At 74.5% G+C, this 17790-nt stretch carries 25 protein-coding genes; 13 read left to right on the top strand and 12 right to left on the bottom strand.

Annotated elements, in window-relative coordinates:
- Positions 1 to 5: 5 nt before the first annotated feature.
- The gene (locus H4O22_RS08245; protein ID WP_182526517.1) at positions 6 to 275 is read right to left on the bottom strand and encodes a metal-sensitive transcriptional regulator; all 270 of its coding nucleotides are present in this window, start codon (positions 273 to 275) and stop codon (positions 6 to 8) included.
- A gap of 241 nt (positions 276 to 516) precedes the next feature.
- Here H4O22_RS08245 and H4O22_RS08240 point away from each other — a divergent pair, with 241 nt between their 5' ends.
- The 6 genes from H4O22_RS08240 (at position 517) to H4O22_RS08215 (ending at position 4699) form a co-directional block, all read left to right on the top strand.
- Positions 517 to 843 carry a rhodanese-like domain-containing protein gene (locus tag H4O22_RS08240; protein ID WP_182526516.1) on the top strand — a complete coding sequence of 109 codons (327 nt, stop codon included), beginning with the start codon at positions 517 to 519 and terminating at the stop codon, positions 841 to 843.
- On the top strand, positions 840 to 2213 hold the full coding sequence (locus H4O22_RS08235) for an MBL fold metallo-hydrolase (RefSeq protein WP_182526515.1): 1374 nt from the start codon (positions 840 to 842) through the stop codon (positions 2211 to 2213). Before H4O22_RS08240 ends, H4O22_RS08235 begins: the two co-directional genes overlap by 4 nt.
- Positions 2210 to 3031, top strand: coding sequence for a sulfite exporter TauE/SafE family protein (locus tag H4O22_RS08230; RefSeq protein ID WP_182526514.1), 822 nt, complete (start codon positions 2210 to 2212; stop codon positions 3029 to 3031). The genes H4O22_RS08235 and H4O22_RS08230 overlap by 4 nt, the downstream gene beginning before the upstream one ends.
- A 44-nt stretch (positions 3032 to 3075) precedes the next feature.
- On the top strand, positions 3076 to 3246 hold the full coding sequence (locus H4O22_RS08225; RefSeq protein ID WP_182526513.1) for a hypothetical protein: 171 nt from the start codon (positions 3076 to 3078) through the stop codon (positions 3244 to 3246).
- A 97-nt stretch (positions 3247 to 3343) separates the two neighbouring features.
- Positions 3344 to 3736 carry a VOC family protein gene (locus H4O22_RS08220; RefSeq protein ID WP_182526512.1) on the top strand — a complete coding sequence of 131 codons (393 nt, stop codon included), beginning with the start codon at positions 3344 to 3346 and terminating at the stop codon, positions 3734 to 3736.
- A gap of 42 nt (positions 3737 to 3778) precedes the next feature.
- Entirely contained in the window at positions 3779 to 4699 is a 921-nt protein-coding gene (locus H4O22_RS08215; protein ID WP_182526511.1) for a TIGR01777 family oxidoreductase, read from the top strand.
- Here H4O22_RS08215 and H4O22_RS08210 read toward each other — a convergent pair.
- The 5 genes from H4O22_RS08210 to H4O22_RS08190 form a co-directional block, all read right to left on the bottom strand.
- On the bottom strand, positions 4662 to 5153 hold the full coding sequence (locus tag H4O22_RS08210; RefSeq protein ID WP_182526510.1) for a hypothetical protein: 492 nt from the start codon (positions 5151 to 5153) through the stop codon (positions 4662 to 4664). The two genes, H4O22_RS08215 and H4O22_RS08210, sit on opposite strands and share 38 nt — an antisense overlap.
- Positions 5154 to 5206: 53 nt before the next feature.
- Entirely contained in the window at positions 5207 to 6073 is an 867-nt protein-coding gene (locus H4O22_RS08205; protein ID WP_182526509.1) for an alpha/beta hydrolase, read from the bottom strand.
- Positions 6070 to 6921, bottom strand: a complete 852-nt coding sequence (locus H4O22_RS08200) for an alpha/beta fold hydrolase (protein WP_182526508.1) — start codon at positions 6919 to 6921, stop codon at positions 6070 to 6072. The genes H4O22_RS08205 and H4O22_RS08200 overlap by 4 nt, the downstream gene beginning before the upstream one ends.
- A 5-nt stretch (positions 6922 to 6926) precedes the next feature.
- On the bottom strand, positions 6927 to 7805 hold the full coding sequence (locus tag H4O22_RS08195) for an alpha/beta fold hydrolase (protein WP_182526507.1): 879 nt from the start codon (positions 7803 to 7805) through the stop codon (positions 6927 to 6929).
- A 63-nt stretch (positions 7806 to 7868) separates the two neighbouring features.
- The gene (locus H4O22_RS08190; RefSeq protein WP_182526506.1) at positions 7869 to 8855 is read right to left on the bottom strand and encodes a helix-turn-helix domain-containing protein; all 987 of its coding nucleotides are present in this window, start codon (positions 8853 to 8855) and stop codon (positions 7869 to 7871) included.
- 167 nt (positions 8856 to 9022) lie between these two features.
- On the opposite strand from H4O22_RS08190, the gene H4O22_RS08185 reads away from it, so the two are divergent.
- Both H4O22_RS08185 and H4O22_RS08180 read left to right on the top strand, forming a co-directional pair.
- Positions 9023 to 9985, top strand: coding sequence for a helix-turn-helix domain-containing protein (locus H4O22_RS08185; protein WP_182526505.1), 963 nt, complete (start codon positions 9023 to 9025; stop codon positions 9983 to 9985).
- A 94-nt stretch (positions 9986 to 10079) separates the two neighbouring features.
- On the top strand, positions 10080 to 10673 hold the full coding sequence (locus H4O22_RS08180) for a hypothetical protein (protein WP_182526504.1): 594 nt from the start codon (positions 10080 to 10082) through the stop codon (positions 10671 to 10673).
- Here the strand turns inward: H4O22_RS08180 and H4O22_RS08175 are convergent.
- Complete coding sequence (locus tag H4O22_RS08175; RefSeq protein ID WP_182526503.1) at positions 10644 to 11189, bottom strand: hypothetical protein; 546 nt, start codon at positions 11187 to 11189, stop codon at positions 10644 to 10646. The two genes, H4O22_RS08180 and H4O22_RS08175, sit on opposite strands and share 30 nt — an antisense overlap.
- A gap of 75 nt (positions 11190 to 11264) precedes the next feature.
- Positions 11265 to 11513: an acyl carrier protein gene (locus H4O22_RS08170; protein WP_182526502.1), complete on the bottom strand. Its 249-nt coding sequence runs from the start codon at positions 11511 to 11513 to the stop codon at positions 11265 to 11267.
- 186 nt (positions 11514 to 11699) lie between these two features.
- Here H4O22_RS08170 and H4O22_RS08165 point away from each other — a divergent pair, with 186 nt between their 5' ends.
- Positions 11700 to 11924: a hypothetical protein gene (locus H4O22_RS08165; RefSeq protein WP_182526501.1), complete on the top strand. Its 225-nt coding sequence runs from the start codon at positions 11700 to 11702 to the stop codon at positions 11922 to 11924.
- A gap of 25 nt (positions 11925 to 11949) precedes the next feature.
- On the opposite strand, the gene H4O22_RS08160 is transcribed toward H4O22_RS08165, so the two are convergent.
- Positions 11950 to 12252: a transcriptional regulator gene (locus tag H4O22_RS08160; RefSeq protein ID WP_244963159.1), complete on the bottom strand. Its 303-nt coding sequence runs from the start codon at positions 12250 to 12252 to the stop codon at positions 11950 to 11952.
- Entirely contained in the window at positions 12249 to 12719 is a 471-nt protein-coding gene (locus H4O22_RS08155) for a hypothetical protein (RefSeq protein ID WP_182526500.1), read from the bottom strand. Before H4O22_RS08155 ends, H4O22_RS08160 begins: the two co-directional genes overlap by 4 nt.
- A gap of 148 nt (positions 12720 to 12867) precedes the next feature.
- Here H4O22_RS08155 and H4O22_RS08150 point away from each other — a divergent pair, with 148 nt between their 5' ends.
- From H4O22_RS08150 to H4O22_RS08140, 3 genes are read left to right on the top strand one after another with little or no spacing between them, the layout of a single operon-like run.
- Positions 12868 to 13659: an SDR family NAD(P)-dependent oxidoreductase gene (locus H4O22_RS08150; protein WP_182526499.1), complete on the top strand. Its 792-nt coding sequence runs from the start codon at positions 12868 to 12870 to the stop codon at positions 13657 to 13659.
- A gap of 55 nt (positions 13660 to 13714) precedes the next feature.
- The gene (locus H4O22_RS08145) at positions 13715 to 14578 is read left to right on the top strand and encodes an LLM class F420-dependent oxidoreductase (protein WP_220451322.1); all 864 of its coding nucleotides are present in this window, start codon (positions 13715 to 13717) and stop codon (positions 14576 to 14578) included.
- A 1-nt stretch (position 14579) separates the two neighbouring features.
- Positions 14580 to 15092, top strand: coding sequence for a nuclear transport factor 2 family protein (locus H4O22_RS08140; protein ID WP_182526498.1), 513 nt, complete (start codon positions 14580 to 14582; stop codon positions 15090 to 15092).
- A 9-nt stretch (positions 15093 to 15101) separates the two neighbouring features.
- Here H4O22_RS08140 and H4O22_RS08135 read toward each other — a convergent pair whose 3' ends face one another.
- The gene (locus H4O22_RS08135; protein ID WP_182526497.1) at positions 15102 to 15668 is read right to left on the bottom strand and encodes a DUF2231 domain-containing protein; all 567 of its coding nucleotides are present in this window, start codon (positions 15666 to 15668) and stop codon (positions 15102 to 15104) included.
- A gap of 200 nt (positions 15669 to 15868) precedes the next feature.
- Between H4O22_RS08135 and H4O22_RS08130 the strand changes: the two genes are divergently transcribed.
- Positions 15869 to 17026, top strand: a complete 1158-nt coding sequence (locus H4O22_RS08130) for a ScyD/ScyE family protein (RefSeq protein WP_182526496.1) — start codon at positions 15869 to 15871, stop codon at positions 17024 to 17026.
- Positions 17027 to 17083: 57 nt separating this feature from the next.
- Here the strand turns inward: H4O22_RS08130 and H4O22_RS08125 are convergent, their stop codons facing one another.
- Complete coding sequence (locus tag H4O22_RS08125) at positions 17084 to 17752, bottom strand: helix-turn-helix transcriptional regulator (protein WP_182526495.1); 669 nt, start codon at positions 17750 to 17752, stop codon at positions 17084 to 17086.
- Positions 17753 to 17790 lie beyond the last annotated feature (38 nt).

The following is a 17790-nucleotide window of genomic DNA, read 5'->3' as shown; positions in this document are numbered from 1 at the left end:
AGGGCTCAGGCCAGGGCCAGGAACAGCTTCTCCATCTTCTTGACGTCGACGCCGTCGAGGCCGCCGGAGTCGGCGTCGGCGAGGCAGGTCTGGAGACCGGTCGCGACGATGGCGTAGCCGGCGCGCGAGAGCGCCTTGTTGACGGCGGCCAGCTGGGTGAGGACGTCCTCGCAGGAGGACCCCTCCTCCATCATCCGGATCACGCTGGCCAGGTGGCCGTTGGCGCGCTTCATCCGGGTGATGATCGGCTTGATGTCGGTGGGGTCGAGGTCCATCAGGCCTGCTCCCCCCGGGTCGACCGCACGGCAGCCACCGTCTCCTCGTAGGGGCGCCCCGCGGTGATCGCGAGCGTGTCGTCCGCCATGGTCCTTGCCTTCCGTCGGTCCGGTGGTGCCCGCTCCGGGCTCCGTGCCGCCAACTGTACAACCCCCTGGGGGGTTCTGTTAGCGTCCAAACATAACCCCCCAGGGGGATAGGACCGAGACTGGCCGACGAGGCCCGGAAGGACACCCGCAGATGCCTGAGATCGACATCGACCAGCTCGCCACCGCCCTCGAGCAGGGCGCGACGCTCGTCGACGTCCGGGAGACCAGGGAGTACGTCGACGCCCACGTCCCCGGGGCCGTCAGCATCCCCATGGGACAGCTGACCGCCCGGCTCGACGAGCTCGACCGGTCCTCCCCCGTCCACGTCGTCTGCGCCTCGGGCAACCGCAGCGCGGCGATGACCGACGTGCTCACCGCCCAGGGCTTCGACGCCGTCAACGTCGTCGGCGGCACCGCCGCCTGGGTCCGCGCCGGCCGTCCCGTGGTCCGCGGCCCCGAGACGGGAGCACCCCGATGAGCGACCTTGCCGTGGTCCCGATCGAGACGCCGACCCTGGGCGACCGCAGCTACCTCGTGCACGACGGCGAGGTCGCCTTCGTCGTCGACCCGCAGCGCGACATCGACCGCGTGCTCGCGCTCCTCACCGAGCACGGCGTCCGGCTCACCCACGTCCTCGAGACCCACCTCCACAACGACTACGTGACCGGCGGCTTCGCCCTGGCCGCCGCCACCGGCGCGGCGTACGTCGTCAATGGCGCCGACGCTGTCTCCTTCGACCGCACGCCCGTCGCCGACGGCGAGCAGGTCCTGGTCGGCACGCGCATGCAGGTGACCGCGCTGGCGACCCCCGGACACACCTTCACCCACCTCTCCTACGCGCTGCGCGACACCGCGACCGGCACCGACGTGGGCGTCTTCTCCGGCGGCTCGCTGCTGTACGGCGCCACCGGCCGCCCCGACCTGCTCGGCGAGGACCACACCGACGCCCTCGTCCGCCACCAGCACGCCTCGGCGCACCGGCTGGCCGCGCTGCTGCCCGACGAGGCCGAGGTCTTCCCCACCCACGGGTTCGGCTCGTTCTGCTCCGCGACCCAGGCCGACGCCACCTCCTCGACGATCGGCCGCGAGAAGCACAGCAACCCGGTCCTCACCCAGGACGAGGAGACCTACGTCCGCGAGCTGCTCGCCGGGCTCGGCGCCTGGCCCGCCTACTACGCCCACATGGCGCCGACCAACGCCGCCGGACCGGCCGCACCCGACCTGAGCGCACCGGCGCGGGCCGACGCCGCGGAGCTGCGCCGCCGCATCGAGGCCGGCGAGTGGGTCGTCGACCTGCGCCACCGCACGGCCTTCGCGGCCGGCCACGCCCCGGGCACGCTCAACGTCGGGCTCGACGGCGCCCTCGCGACGTACGTCGGGTGGCTGATCCCCTGGGGCACCGCGATCACGCTCCTGGGCGAGACCGCCGAGGACGTCGCCGCGGCGCAGCGCGAGCTGGTCCGCATCGGGATCGACCGGCCGGCCGCCCACGCCACGGGCACCCCGGCCGACTGGGTGACCGGCGAGCCGGCGAGCTTCGCGACCGCGACCTTCGCCGACCTCGCCCAGGTACGCCACCACCGCGACGTGGTGGTCCTCGACGTACGCCGGGCCGACGAGCACGCCGCCGGCGCCATCCGGGGGTCCGTCAACATCCCCCTCCACGAGCTGTGGAGCCGGCTCGGCGAGGTCCCGGCCGGCGAGGTCTGGGTGCACTGCGCCGGTGGCTACCGCGCGTCGATCGCCGCCTCCATGATCGACGCCCGCGGCCGTACGCCGGTCGCGGTCGACGACGCCTTCGACCACGCCGCGACCGCCGGGCTGGACCTCGTCGGGCCGCCCGCGTGACCCTCGCGCTCGCGGTCGTCGCCGGCGTGCTCATCGGGCTCAGCCTGGGCGCGCTGGGCGGCGGTGGCTCCATCCTCGCCGTGCCCGTCCTGGTCTACCTCCTCGACCAGTCGCCGGCCCAGGCGACGACCGGCTCGCTGGTGGTCGTCGGGGTGACCTCGCTGATCGGCGCGGTCGCCGCCCGCCGGGCCGGGAACGTGCTGCTGGCCCGGGGCGCGACGTTCGGGCTCGTCGCCATCGGCGGCGCGGTCCTCGGTGCCAAGGCCTCGGCCCGCGTCGACGAGGAGGTCCTGCTGGCCGCCTTCGCCGCGCTGATGCTGCTCGTCGGCGCGCTCATGGCCGGGCGGCTGCTGCGCGACCGTGGCACCCGCCCGACCCACGCCGCGCGGCCCGCCCTGGACGACCCGATCCTCACCTTCAGCCCGACCTTCGCCTGCGCGTGCCCGCGCGCGCTCAAGGTGCTCGTCACCGCCACGCTCGTCGGCCTGCTCACCGGCTTCCTCGGCGTCGGCGGCGGGTTCCTCGTCGTACCGGCGCTGCTGGTCGCGCTCGCGCTCCCCCTGCCGTACGCCGCCGGCACCTCGCTCGTGGTCATCACGATCACCAGCGCCGCTGCCCTCGTGACGCGCGCCGGGGTCGGCTCGGCACCCGACTGGGGCGTCGTCGTGGTCCTCACGCTCGCCTCGGCGCTGGCGGCCGTCGTCGGCACCCGGCTCGCCGACCGCGTCGACACGCGGCGCCTCGCCGTCGCGTTCACCGTGCTGGTGCTGGCCGTCGCCGCCTACACCGCCACCCGGGCCCTGCCCGCCCTCCTCTGACCCCGCCTGAGACCGCCTCCCCCCACCCCGAACGGAGCACCACCATGTGTCGAGCAGTCCCCTGCAAGAAGTGCGGCAAGACCACCTGGTCCGGCTGCGGCCAGCACGTCGACCAGGTCCTGGCGCGCGTGCCGCGCGCCGACCGCTGCGCGGGCCACCCCCGCGAGCAGCGCTCGGGCGGCCTGCTCGCCAGGATCTTCGGGAGGACGTCGTGACCGTCCTCCGCTGACCGGCGGGGAGCACGCCGGCGAGGGTCGCTCGCCGAGGCGTTCACCCGTTCCTCCGGGCGACCTGCTCTGGCATCCTGGCTCGATGATCGACCACCTCGGGATCAGCTGCGCCGACCTGCCTGCGGCGGCGGCCTTCTACGACGACGTGCTCGGTGCGCTCGGCTTCAGCCGCGTGCTCGACTACGAGGTCGCGCTGGGCTACGGCTCCGCCGGCAAGCCGGACTTCTGGATCAGCACCCAGCCCGACGGCGGGGGCCCGTCGTCGGGTCCCGACCGCGAGATGCACCTCGCCTTCGTCGCCGAGTCGGCCGACGCCGTACGCGCGTTCTTCGAGGCCGCGGTGTCGTCGGGCGCCGAGGTCCTCCACGAGCCGCGCCACTGGCCCGAGTACCACGAGGGCTACTTCGCCGCCTTCGTCCGGGACCCCGACGGCAACAACGTCGAGGCCGTGTGTCACTCGGTGCCGCCGGCGTAGCCGACGACCCGTCCGGGGTGCCGGTGCCCTACGTTCAGCCCCGTGAAGGTCGTGATCGCCGGGGGAACCGGCGCCCTGGGACGTCGGCTCTGCGAGAGCCTCGCGGCCGACGGCCACGACGTCGTCGTCCTGACCCGGCGGGCGCGGCCGGGCCCCTTCCGGCAGGTGGCGTGGGACGGCAGGACCGTCGGCGCCTGGTCCGCCGAGCTCGAGGGCAGCGCGGTCGTCAACCTCGCCGGGGAGCTGGTCGACCGCCGACCGACCGCGGCGAACGTCGACCTGCTGACCCGGTCCCGGGTCGAGCCCACCCGCGCCCTGGTCGAGGCGAGCGCCACCCTGGCCGCCCCGGTGCCGGTGTGGGTGCAGGCGAGCACGCTGGCGATCTACGGCGACGCCGGCGACCAGGTGCTGGACGAGTCGGCCCCGCCGGCCGACCACCCGCCGCAGATGACGGGGGTGGCGCGGGCCTGGGAAGCCGCCCTGGACGGCGCGAGCACCGATCGTGCGGTCCTGCTCCGGACCGGCATCGTCCTGGACAACGACACCCCCGCCCTCGACCGGCTGCTGTCGCTCGCCCGGTGGGGGCTGGGGGGTCGCGTCGGTCCCGGCACCCAGTGGGTCAGCTGGATCCACATCGAGGACTGGCTGGCCGTCGTGCGTCGATGCCTGCTGCCGGGCGACCCGGCACTGTCCGGGGTCGTCCACGCCACGGGCCCGCGCCCGGTGCGGAACGCCGAGCTGATGGCCGCCCTTCGCCGCAGCGCGCGACGTCCGGCTGCGCCTCCCACCCCCGCGATGCTCGTCCGCCTCGGCGCCGTGGCGCTGCGGACCGACCCCGCGCTGGCGCTCACCGGACGGCGCGCGGTCCCCGCCCGGCTGCTGTCCGCCGGGTTCGAGTTCCGCCACCCCGACCTCGACGAAGCCCTCACGGACCTGCGCGACCGCCAGTCGACCGTGGGCTGACCGGATCCGCCGTCATCGCCCGACCGACCAGGAGCGCCGCGGGGACGTGACCGACCGCCAGCACCACGGCTGACACCGCGATCCAGGGGTTGCCCAGCCACGCCGAGGCGGCAAGGAAGGCCAGGACGGGAAGGACCGCCATCGGCACCGGCACGCCCCACACCGGCTCGTACAGCGCCGCCCCGCCACGTCCACCGCGCAGGTAGCGAACCCAGAGCCCGTAGTAGCCGGCCAGGCACCCCGCGACGAGCGCCGCCCACGCAGGCTCGGTCGGTCCGTGCGTCGAGGCCGCCGGCACGACGAGGCAGAGCGCCTGCCCGGCCCGCTCCGCCCCGCTCACCACCCGCGGCGCCCGCACCGAGGGAAGCGGGTCGCGCGGAGGGAACCTGAGCATCAGCAGGTTCGGCGCCAGCACCGCCAGGCTGAGAGCCAGACCCGCCGGCGAGAACGCCACGCCGCGCATCGTAGTGCCGGGCGGGTCCCCCGGCCAGCACGATCAGGGAGGCGTCACGGCGCGTCCGACCGCGACCGCTCGACGGAGCTGCAGTGCTCGAGCGCCCAGTCCAGCGCCGTGTCCGCGACGTCCTCCCAGCCGGGCTCCGCGCAGGTCCAGTGCGACCGGCCCTCGAGGAGCAGGTAGTCGGTGAAGGAGGCCGACTTCTTGTACTTCTTGAAGTTCGACCGGTTCACCGCGGCCGGCATGATGTTGTCCTCGCCGCCCGCGATGAACAGCAGCGGTGCCCGGTCGTCGTTGTCGTAGTCGACCCAGGTCTCCTGGTGGCCGGGCTTGAAGTTCGCGATCAGGCCGTAGTCCCAGACCCAGCGGCCCGGGGCGGCGATGGCGTAGCGCTCGTAGGCCTCCTTGGCCGCCGCCTCGTCGAGGGTGTTGGTGAAGGCGTAGTGGAACTGCTTCTCGGTGAAGCCGACCGCCTGGTGGCGCTTCGCCGGGTTGCTCAGCGCCGGGAACAGGGCCTTGATCTGCGAGGCCGGGTTCACCCGCACGCCCTCGGTCGGCGCGGAGTCGATGACCACCCCGGCCGCCCCCAGGCCGCGGGCCAGGAGCAGCTGGGTGAACGCCCCGCCGAAGGAGTGCCCCATGATGATCGGCGGGTTCTCCACGCTCTCGACGACCGAGGCCAGGTGGTCGAGGGTGCCGGTGATCGAGCAGTCGGCGATGATGCTCGGGTCGGCCCGCAGGGCCTCCACCTCCACCTCGAACCCGGGGTACGCCGGGGTGAGGACCCGGAAGCCGCGGGACTCGTAGTGGGGCACCCAGTACTCCCAGCTGCGGGGGGTCACCCACAGCCCGTGGACGAGGACGATCGTGTCGGGGCGGCCTCCGGCCGCGCGCGGGTCGGTGTGCTCGGTGCTCATGTGATTCCTCCGGGTCGGTCCGAGATGGTGGTCAGGAACGCGAGCAGGTCGGCGCCGAGCTGCTCCTTGTGGGTGTCGGTGATGCCGTGCGGCGCCCCGGCGTACACCAGGAGCCGGGCGCCCCGGATCCGCTCGGCCGACTTCCGCCCGCCGACCTCGAACGGCACGACCTGGTCGTCGTCGCCGTGGATCACCAGCGTGGGTACGTCGACCTTGTCCAGGTCGGCGCGGAAGTCGGTCGCGGAGAACGCGGCGATGCACTCGTAGGCGTTGCGGTGGCCCGCCTGCAGGCCCTGGAGCCAGAACGCGTCGCGCATGCCCTGGGAGGGGCTCTGGCCGGGGCGGTTGTTGCCGAAGAACGGGCCGTCGGCGAGGTCGCGGTAGGTCTGCGAGCGGTCGGCGAGCGAGCCCTCGCGGATGCCGTCGAACACCTCCACCGGCACCCCGTCGGGGTTGTCGTCGGTGCGCAGCATGAAGGGCGGGACGGCCGAGACCAGGACCAGCTGCGCGACCCGGCCGGTGCCGTGCCTGCCGAGGTACCGGGCCACCTCGCCGCCCCCGGTCGAGAAGCCGACGAGGGTCAGGTCCCGCAGGTCGAGGGTGTCGACGAGGCAGGCCAGGTCGTCGGCGTAGGTGTCCATGTCGTTGCCGGTCCAGGTCTGCGTGGACCGCCCGTGGCCGCGGCGGTCGTGGGCGATCACCCGGAAGCCGTGCTCGGCGAGCAGCAGCATCTGCGCCTCCCAGCTGTCGCTGCTGAGCGGCCAGCCGTGCGAGAGCAGGACCGGCCGGCCCTCGCCCCAGTCCTTGTAGAAGATCTCGGTGCCATCGTCGGTGATCACGGTGCTCACGGCGCTCAGCTCCTCCGCTCGGCGGCGACGATCAGCTTCGTGACCCGCCGGGGGTGGCTCATCATCGAGACGTGGGAGGAGTCGGCCTCGAACGTGCGGGATCCCGCCCGGGCCGCCATCGCCCGCTGGGCCACCGGCGGGATCAGGTTGTCCTCGGCCGAGACCAGGTACCAGGAGGGGATGTCCTGCCAGGCCGGCGGCCCGGAGGGGGTCACGAGTGCGGAGTACGCCCCGGGCCGCTGCCCTGCCGCCATCGCCGCCGCCTGCCTGCGGGGCAGATCCCGGGCGAAGATGCGGCGGAAGGCGCTGGGCTCCACGTAGACGTCCGCGTCGCCCTCGCCCGCCCCGGGGAAGGGACGGATCACGATGTGGTCGAGCAGGTCGGTGTGGCCGCCGCCGAGCTCGTTGGCGGCCGCCACGTTCTCCCCCTCCGCCAGGGCGTACGCCGCGACGTACACGAGCGCCTCGACGTTCTCGTTGCCGGTGGCGGCGTTCGTGATCACCGCGCCGCCGTACGAGTGGCCGACCAGCACGATCGGCCCGTCGATGGTCGAGAGGAACGCCGCGAGGTACTCGGCGTCCCCGGTCAGACCGCGCAGCGGGTTGGCCGGGGCGAGCACCGGGTAGCCGCGCTCGTGCAGCTGGTGGATCACGTCGTACCAGCCGGAGGCGTCCGCGAACGCCCCGTGGACGAGCACGATCGTGGGCTTCCGGGTGCTGTCCGAGGGACCGGCCGCGGCCCGGGCGGGCGCTGGGCCGACCGAGTCGGCCGGGTCGGCCGGGCGCAACGCTCCGGCGGACGGTGCCAGGACCAGCCCGGCGAGGCAGAGCGCGGCGAGGCCGGCGGTCGTGCGGCGGGATGACTGCGGTGCGAAGCGGGTCATGGCTCTCTCCGGGGTCGGTGGTCCCCGTGACGCTGCCACCGGGGGTGCGTACCGGATGTGCTCTCACCGCACGGTGGTTGCGCGACCCTGCACAGGTGCGGAGTCGTGGGAGTGCTGCTGCCACTCCCGGGGAGTCATCCCGTACGCCGTGCGGAAGCGGTGCGTGAAGTGCGAGCTGTTCGCGAAGCCCCACCTCGCCGCCGTCGCGGCGATCGTGGACCGGCGCCCGCCCGGCGTCGCGAGCTCCGCGTGCGCCGCCTCGAGCCGGCGGCCGATGATCCACGGCTCGAGCCGGAGCTGCTCGGCCGCGCAGGCCTTGTAGAGCTGCCGCTCCGAGACGTGGTGCGCGACGGCGATGGTGGCCGGGGACAGGTTGCGGTCGGCGAGGTGCTGGAGGACGTACGCCCGGACCCGCGCCACCAGCGTCTCCGCCAGGGCCTCCTGGACGTGGGCCTCGCTGCCCGACGCCGAGGCGAGGAAGGCGCGCGTCAGCGCGAGGGTGGCGGGCTCGACGGCGTCCATCGAGGACGTCGCCGCCAGGTCGTCGGCCGCGGCGACCAGGGAGCGCACGTGGGCGGCCAGGACGTCCCGGAGCGGGCTCGAGGCCAGTCGCGGACGCGCCCGGGCGAGGAGCTGGAGCGGGAGGTCGAGGTCGCCGGCCCGGACGAGGAGGTTCGCGGTCCGGGTGCGGCCGACGCTGACGTGCCGGTAGGACCCGGACAGCACCATGCCGTACACGCCTCCGGGCGAGAGCGGCGTCGCGACGCCGTCCTGCACCTGGGCGCCGGTGCCGGTGGACTGCACCCCGACGACGACGATCGGCTCGTCGTCGCGGGCCGGTCTTCGCTGCGTCCGCGCCTGGGTGTGACCGGAGCACGCGGCCGAGACCAGCGCCGTCGCGCCCAGCTGCCACAGGTCCATCCGGAGGTAGGCGTCCGCGGACGGGCCCTCGTGGACGAGGCTGGTGGCCCCGGTCGCGTCCCCCATGGCGGCGGCCATCGCGTCGGCGCGGTCGCGCCGCGGGAGCGTCTCGGTGTCGATCACCAGCACCGCAGATCCCCTCTCGCCGTTGCGCCGACCGTCGCACGACGGCGGTGGAGCCGAAACGTCCCTGCGCGCCGCCTCGTCGGCCCTGCGTGCCGGATTCGCCCTTGTCACCCCCGAACGGGCGCGCCTACGCTCCAAAGACGTGGCCCGCCTCTGAGAAGGAGGGACCGATGGCCATCCTGCTCGACACCGCGTCCCTCCCCCGCAGGGACCGGCACGAGGTGTTCCGCGCCGCGCTCGCCGAGGCGTCGGGGGCCACGAGCGTCGAGCTGGACCCGGGCCCCGACGGTCCCTCCGGCCGGATGGAGCTCGTCGAGCTCGGCGAGACCAGGCTCTTCACCGCCCGGTGCTCGAGCATGGTCATGCGGCGGGACCGCCGTACCGCAGGCGGCGCCTCCCCGGAGGCGGTCGCGGTCGCCGTCCACGGCCTCGGTGTCGGCTGCCACCAGATGGGCTCCCGCCAACGCCGGCTGCGCACCGGCGACGTGATGGTCGTCGACGTCACCCGGCCCTTCGACTTCTCCTGGACCGGGCTGGGGTCCTCCACCTCGCTGCAGGTCCCGACCGCCGCGCTCGGCCTGCCGCTCGACCTCGTCCAGCGAGCGGCGCCCCGGCTCGGGCGCAGCCCGCTGTACGACCTCGTCAGCCGCTACCTGGTCGAGCTCGCCCGCGACGCCCGGCGCCTCGACGACTCCCCCACGGCGCCCGCGGTGGGGGCGGCCAGCCTGCAGCTGGTCCGCGCCCTGATCTCCAGCGCCCTCGACGACCCGCCGCACGCTCACGACGTCCTGGAGCAGACCCTCGTGGCCCAGGTCCGGGCCTACGTCCGCCAGCACCTCCGCGACCCCGAGCTGAGCGCCGACCAGGTGGCCGCGGCGCTCTCGGTCTCCCGGCGCCAGCTCTTCCGCGCCTGCAGCCAGGCAGGGCTCAGCCTCGAGCAGTACGTCATCGCCCAGCGCCTCGAGGGCGCCAGGGCCGAGCTGGCCCGGCCGTCGAGCAGGCCCCGGTCCGTCGCGAGCGTCGCCTACTCGTGGGGCTTCAAGGACCCCACCCACTTCACGCGGCGGTTCAGGCAGGCGTACGGCATGCTCCCGCGCGACTGGCGCGTCCTCACGGCACCGGCGAGGACGTGAGCGGCGCGTCAAGATCGCGGACGTTCCGTCAACGCGTCGTCAGGATCGCGTCAGCCCCCTCGGCCGGCAGGCGCGGTGGCGGCACGATCCGTGCATGACCGACCTCGTCCTCGTGCCCCTGCTGCGCGCCACCGCCTCCGGGCTGAACGACGCCCTGACCGCCGTGCTGGACGGCGACCGGGAGACGGCTCGCCGGGTCCTGCGCACCTCCACGTCCCGTCGCCGCGCGGGCGTGGCCGCCCACGTCGCCAGCACCGCGCGGCTGCGCGCCGCGCACGGCCGGCCGGTGGCCGAGCGCCTCGACGACGCAGCGCTGGTGACCTCGATCCGCGGTCTCGGGAACCTGGCCGACCAGCTCGCGCGCACCGTCATCCGCACCGGCGGCCTCCCCGTGCCCACGGCGTCCGAGCGGCACCACCTCGAGGTGCTCCGCGACGCGAGCCGCCGGAGGCTGGAGCAGCTCGAGGGCGCGCCCCTCCCCGGCCCGAGCCGGGACCCGGCATACCGCAGCTGCGGCCTCCAGCTCCGCGAGGTGGCGTACCTGGGCGGCTCGCGGTGCACGCCGATCCTCGTCCTGTGCTCGGCGATCGCCTCGACCCTGCTGCACGCCTCGGCCCGCGCCTCCCGACCGGAGCCCACGGCGGCCCTGGACTCGCGGTCAGCGTCGCCCTGGTCGCGGGCCGGGTGAGTCGCTGCGGCGACGCCCCAGGAGCCACGCGGTCGGGCAGCCGACGAGGACCGCGGCCACCGCGACCCACCCCAGCTGCTGCGCGGTCTCCAGCGTGGCTGCGTCCGCCTCCCCGAAGGGCAACCGTCCTCCACGGGTCCGTCCGACCAACACGTGCGTCGCCGCCGGGGAGGCGAGCCCCGCCATCAGCAGCACCACCCACCACTCCCCCGACCACCACCGGCGCCGCGGCGCCCCCTTGCGGGGGCGCAGCTCGAACCGGGGGGCCCTCGCCTCCTGGTAGACGAGCGTCACGCACAGCGAGGCCCACACCAGCGCCGCAACCGACGCCGCTACCGCCGGCGCGGCGTCCTCGGCGAGGGAGCCCCACGCCAGCAGCGCCCAGACCGCGATCCACCCCGTGGCGACGAACGGGACCACGGAGCCCCGGGAGCGGCGCTCGGCGTCGGGGGAACCCTGGCGCTCGCGGGCCGTACGGCGGGCGTGCTTGGTCGCCGACGACCTTCGAGCCGACACCGCCCCGCCCCTTCGCCCAGACCCACCGCGTCACTCCGCGGGCGCCGCCGATCCTAGGGGGCCGGGGAGGACGGGTCAGGCGGATCCGGACTGCGGCGACGTGTTGTCGGTGCCGCCCAGCCGCCGGAGGAACTCGTGGCACCGGTGGGCGCGCTGGGAGTCCTCGTCCATGACCTGGCGGAAGAAGTCGGCGATCTCCTGCTCGCCGGCGTTCTCTGCGTCGCGGACGTACTGGCCGTAGTCATGGCCCGCCTTCAGCGCGTGGTACTGCAGCGAGATCAAGTCGAAGGTGACGTCGTCGAAACCGGTCTCTCCCGTGGCCATGATCGCTCCCTTGCTCGGTGATCGGAACGGTGCCGGGTACCCCTCCTCGAGGGGCACAACCCGAAGGTGCGCGGTGGATCCCGACGCCGTTCACCCCGTCGGGCGTGGCTGTCCCGGTGTAAGGTGGGACACCGAAGAATCAACGCTGAGCAGCGGCGTCCGGCACCACCTCGGAGGTGTTCGCGCATGCCGCGTCCCGATCCCCCCGTGCTCGCCGGTCTCGACGAGCACGACGCCATCCACCACTTCATCCGCGTCCAGGGCCGCCGGCCGACGCCCGAAGAGCTCTCCCGCCAGGTCGGCGGACCGGTCCCCCCGCCCCCGTCGACCTCCTCCGCCGTCTCCGGCGCAGCGGCCGGCCTGGCGGGACGGGTACGACGCGGCGTGGGCCGCCTGATCACCCGAGCCTGAGCCGCTCGGCCGGGCCGGGCTCCCCTCAGTCGCCGAGCAGGCCGCGCAGGGTGGCGCGGTGCTGCTGGTAGGCCCGTCGCCCGGCCCTCGTCGCGCGGTACGCCGTGACCGAGCCCCGGCCGCGTCCGGTCTTCGTGATCGTCAGGTAGCCCGCCGCCTCCAGCGCGGCCGCCTGCTTGGAGAGGTCGGAGTCACTCACGCCGAGGTGCTCGCGCAGGAAGGCGAAGTCCGTCGTCGTCGAGCTGGCGAGGACCGCCATGATGGCCAGCCGCTTGGGGGCGTTGAGGATGGGGTCGAGCCCGTCGAGGGCGGACGACGCCGACGTCACGAGAGCCGCTCCCGAAGCCGGGCGGCGACGGCGGCGTACTCGTGCTCGTACCAGGCGACGACGCCGAAGCCGCCGAGACCGACGACCACCGCGGCCCACCACACGTCCACCTGCTCGCCGACCGCCCAGCCGGTGCCGGCCACGGCGACGCACCCGAGCACCATGAGGAGCATCGGCCGGGTGAGCTCCCGGGGCGGGCGCCCGCTGGGGTAGGTCCCGCGACGCTTCCGGTCCCACGCGACCGCCGTGAACAGGACGAGGACCGTGGCCAGCTGGACGAGCGACCGGACGACGCCGTCGAGCAGGCCCACCGCCAGGGCGAACGAGGCGGCCCACAGCCCGAAGAGCACCGGCCACCAGATCGGGGTGGGCGGGTAGACGACCCAGGAGACCAGCTCCCCGCGCTCGACGTCGCGGAGCTGGTTCCTGATGGCTTCCGGGTCGGGGGCGCTCTCCATGCTTTCCATGACGGAAACCATAGGGAGTGGTTTCCACTATGGCAAGTGACGACTCAGCGGGACCCGGACCGGCGGACCTGGGCGGACTGCGAGAGGCTGCGCCCGGGACCGCGGACGACTGCGGCCCCGACCGCGCACGCACACCGGAGGAGCACCTGTGACCGACTTCGCCAGCTACGGGCCGTGGGCCGTCATCGCCGGAGGCTCCGAGGGCGTGGGCGCGGAGTTCGCGCAGCAGCTCGCCGCCGAGGGGATCAACCTGGTCCTGGTGGCCCGCCGGCCCGAGCCCCTGGAGGCGACCGCCGAGGCGGCGCGCGCCCTCGGCGTCGAGGTGCGGACCGTCCCGACCGACCTGACCGACCCCGCGGCGGTCGCGGCCCTCACCGCGGCCACGGCGGACGTCGAGGTGGGGCTGCTGATCTACAACGCCGGCGCCAACACGCACGGGCGCGCGTTCACCCGCGGCGAGCTCCCGGGCTTCCAGCAGGTCATCGACCTCAACATCACCGCGATGCTCGCGCTGGTGCAGCACTACGCCGTCCCGATGCGCGAGCGCGGCCGCGGCGGGATCCTGCTGGTCGGGTCGCTGGCGGGCTACGTCGGCACCTCGACCGAGGCGATCTACGGCGGCGTGAAGGCGTTCGGGCGGATCTTCGCCGAGGGCCTGTGGGCCGAGCTGCGCGAGCACGGCGTCGACGTCCTCGAGCTGGTCCTCGGCGTCACCCGCACCCCGGCCATGGAGCGGGCGGGGCTCGACTTCGACGTCCCCGGCATGCACGTCTCGGACCCGGCCGACGTGGCCCGCGAGGGGCTCGCCGCGCTCCCCCACGGCCCGGTGCACGTGATCTCCGGCAACGAGGCCCTCGTCGAACGGCGCGGCAGCACCGACCGGGCCCGCCTGGTCGCCGGCACCGAGAAGGTCATGCGCCTGCTCGTGCCGCCCCACTGAGGCACCAGACGACACCCGACACACCGACCGCACCCCCACCGGAGGAGCCATCCCCGTGAACCAGCCCCTGCGCCTGGGCATCACCAGCCCGATCGTCACCGCCCTGCCGGGCTCCCACTCGGAGTGGGAGCGCAGCGCCGGCACCCCGGAGCTCGTGCGGATCGCGGAGGCCGCGGACCGGCTGGGGTTCGACCACCTGACCTGCTCCGAGCACGTCGCGGTGCCGGTCGACATCGCCGCCGAGCGCGGCGGCACGTACTGGGACCCGCTGGCGACGCTGAGCTTCCTGGCCGCCCGCACCTCCCGCATCCGGCTGGTCACCCAGGTGCTGGTGCTCGGCTACCACCACCCGCTGGAGATCGCGAAGCGCTACGGCACGCTCGACCTGCTCAGCGGGGGCCGGCTCGTGCTCGGCTTCGGCGTCGGGTCCATCGAGGAGGAGTTCGACCTGCTGGGCGCGGCGTACCAGGGCCGGGGCGCGGTCGCGGACGAGGCGCTGACCGCGCTGCGCGGGTCAATGTCCCAGCGGCTGCCGGAGCACCACGGTGAGCACTTCGACTACTCCGGGCTGGTCGTCGAGCCGCACGCCGTCCAGGAGCGGGTCCCGTTCTGGATCGGCGGGTACACGCCGCGCAGCCTGCGCCGGGCGGTGGAGCACGGCGACGGCTGGGTGCCGTTCGGGCTGCGCCACGACCGGCTCGCCGAGATGCTGGGCGGCGTGCAGCTGCCCGCGGACTTCGAGGTCGTGCTCGGGGCCGGGCGTCCGGTGGACCCGCTCGGGGACCCCGACCGCACCCGGCGCGCGGTCGCGCGCGCCCGGGACGCCGGCGCGACGATCGTGAACGTGCACGTGGCCGCGTCGTCGGCCGACCACTACATCGAGCAGCTCGAGGCGCTGGCCCGGCTGGAGGAGAACTGACATGGACACCACCACCACCACCGACGCCACCACCGACCCGACCGCGGCCCGGCTCGCGCAGCTGGAGGCACGCCTCCAGCTGCTCGAGGACCAGCACGAGATCGCCCGCCTGGTGGCGTCGTACGGCCTGCTCGTCGACGCCGGCGAGGCCGAGCGCGTCGCCGCGCTGTGGACCGAGGACGGCGTGTACGACGTCGAGGAGTTCTACATGGGCAACCGGGCCGAGATCGACGCGATGGTCCGCTCCGATGCCCACCAGGGACTCATCGCCCGGGGCTGCAGCCACTTCCTCGGCCCGGCCCACGTGACGGTCGACGGCGACCGGGCCGTCGCCGTGTGCGAGTCGGTGCTCCTGGTGCACCGGGAGGGCCGCAACTACCCGGTGCGGATCGGGGTCAACCACTGGGAGCTCCAGCGCACCCCGGAGGGCTGGCGCGCGACCCACCGCACCACCCGCGGGCTCAACGGCGACGCCGAGGGCCGCGCCCTGCTGGCCCGGACGGGCACCGTCTGACCCTCCCGCTCAGGCCGCCGGGGTGTCGTCGAAGGCGGGATGGCGGCTGGACACCTTGCGTGCGCTCACCAGGTGTCCGCCCAGGTAGCCGCCGACCCCGGACACGGCCGCACCGACGAGGGCGACCCGCGCCCCGGCGGCGTGCCGGCCCTGTCGGCGGGCGACCCACGACCCGGCGTACGCGGCGATCGCCACGGCGTTGACGCCCGCGTGGACGAGGCCGACCCGCTTCTCGCGGGGGCCGGACGCGGACCACTCGGCCCACCCGGTCCAGGCGGTCGGACCGACCGCGAGCAGGCCCACCCCCACGAGCCGCTGCGCCGCGCCGGACGCCTCGCGCCCGCCCAGGACGTCGAGGATGCCGGCGGAGGTCCAGGTGCCGAGGACCAGGTCGGTGAGGATCGGGTGCAGGGCATGACCCAGCCACTCCCCCCGCAGCACGGAGGCCCGCGCCCCCGTGCCGAAGGTGGACCTGATCGACGGCTCGATCGCGCGCACCGGCCCGTCGAGGCCCGAGGACTCCTCGAGCCGCAAGGTCCAGCGGACGAACGGGGACGGTCGTGGCATCGAGCTCATCGGGTCTCCTCGGGGTCGCTCGCGCCGACGACGTGCCGGTCGCGGTCCTCCCGACGTTGCCGGGCCACACACCCGACGTCAACCGGTGCACCGGGAGGCCGGCCCCGTCCGAGCCCGTGTACGGCAATCTTGGTGATGACAGCCCGCGGGGGCCGGGACTTGAGTGAGAGGCGTTCCTGTCCCCGTCCGAGAGGTCTCTCATGACGCGATCGCATCGTCTCCTCGCTGCCACCTCCGCCGCCGTCCTGGCGGCCACGCTGCTGCCCGCAGCCTCCGGCACGGCCACCGCCGACAAGGGCCGGCACCACGGTCACGGAGGCCACCTGCGGGTGGTCGCCGACCTCGAGAGCCCGCGCGGCGTCGACAACCTCGGACCCGGCCGGACGCTGGTGTCCGAGGGCGACGGCAGCTTCAGCCTCGTCGTCGAGCGTCGGCACCGTGACGCCCGGGTGATCCCGCTCGGGACGGTCCCCGGTGCGGCCAGCCCGGCGATCGCCGCGTCCCGCCGGGGCACCGTGTACATCCTCACCGGCGCCGGGGAGCCCGGCACCGGCGCGGCGACCCTCTACACCTGGCGCCGGGGCGACGCCGAGCCCACGGCGCTCGCCGACATCGCCGCCTACCAGGCCGAGGACCTCGACCCGTACGACCTCGAGGAGCTCCCGGCCGACAGCAACCCGTACGGCATCGCGGTCCTGGGCGATGGCAGCGCCGTCATCGCCGACGCGGCGGGCAACGACGTCCTCAAGGTCACCCCCGAGGGCGACATCACGACGCTCGCCCGCCTGATGCCGCGCACGGTGGCCGTGCCCGACTCCCTCCCCGACACCGACCCCGAGGGGAACCCGCTGCCCCCGGCCGGCACGCAGATCCCGGCGGAGGCCGTGGCGACGTCGGTCGCGGTGGGCCGGGACGGATCGGTCTACGTCGGCGAGCTGCGCGGCTTCCCGGCCACGCCCGGCACGTCCCAGGTGTGGCGGATCGCGCCCGGCGCCGAGGGCGCCGACTGCGACCCCGCCGCGCCGTACGCCGGCGACTGCACCCGCGTCGCGGACGGGCTCACCTCGATCGTGGACCTCGCGATCGACCGGCGAGGCGTCATCTACGCGCTGTCCCTCTCCCGGCTGAGCTGGCTGGCCTGGGAGCTCGGCCTCGAGGGGTCCGAGATCGGCTCGCTCCACGCGCTGGAGCGGACCCGGCGGGGCACGACGGCGCGCGAGCTCTTCCGCGGCCGGCTGGTGAACCCCGCCGGCGTCGACGCGGGTGGCAGGTCGCTCTACCTGACCGGGCCGATCTTCGGGCCAGGCACGCTGAGCAAGGCCACGGTGGGTCGCCACCACCACCGCGGCCGCCGCTGAGGACACGGAGCGCGGCGTGCCTCCGGCGGGAGGCACGCCGCGCTCCCGTGCGTCTGCTCAGGCGCGCCCGGACCCCGACGGGGTGAGCGCGTCCTCCGCGGCGAAGCCGTGCCGCACGCCCCACGCGACTGCCTGGGAGCGCCCCTCGGCCCTGATCTTGCGGTAGCAGGTGCGGATGTAGGCCTTGACGGTGTTGGCGCTGAGGAGGCACCGCTCCGCGATCTCCTGGTTGGAGAGTCCCCGCACGATGAGGGTGAGCACCTCCGCCTCCCGGGCGCTGAGGCCGTGCCCGGCGCCGCGCCACCGGGCGCGGCGCCCGCCAGCGGCCCCGGAGGCGTCCTCGGCCTCGTGGATCGTCACCAGCGCATCGGCGAGCTCGGTGCCGGTCACGTCCCGGGGCACCACGCCTGCGACGCCGTAGTCGTGGGCGACGCTCTCGGGAGGGTGCCAGCCGTAGACGACGACCTTGGCGTCCGTGTCCTGGGCGAGCCGCCGCAGCATGTCGTCGTTCGGGGTGAGGCGTCCGAAGGTGTCGACCAGGAGGATGTCGGGCGGCACGACCCGGGCCTCCTGGTCGTCGAGGACCTGCACCCGATCGGCGTGGTCCCTCAGCATGGCCTCGAGGCCACACTTGACGATGTCGTAGTCATTGCTCAGTGCGACACGGATCGGCACGGTGGCCTCACCCCCGGTGCGGTACGTCGCCAGGCAGGTCGCGTGGCTCACGACGGGAGGCGTTCTGCCCATGGTAGCCCGGCTCGCTC

Origin of the sequence: Nocardioides dongkuii (genome assembly GCF_014127485.1) — a bacterium.
In the GTDB taxonomy this organism is placed as follows: domain Bacteria; phylum Actinomycetota; class Actinomycetes; order Propionibacteriales; family Nocardioidaceae; genus Nocardioides; species Nocardioides dongkuii.
This window is presented reverse-complemented; position numbering and strand designations above follow the sequence as displayed.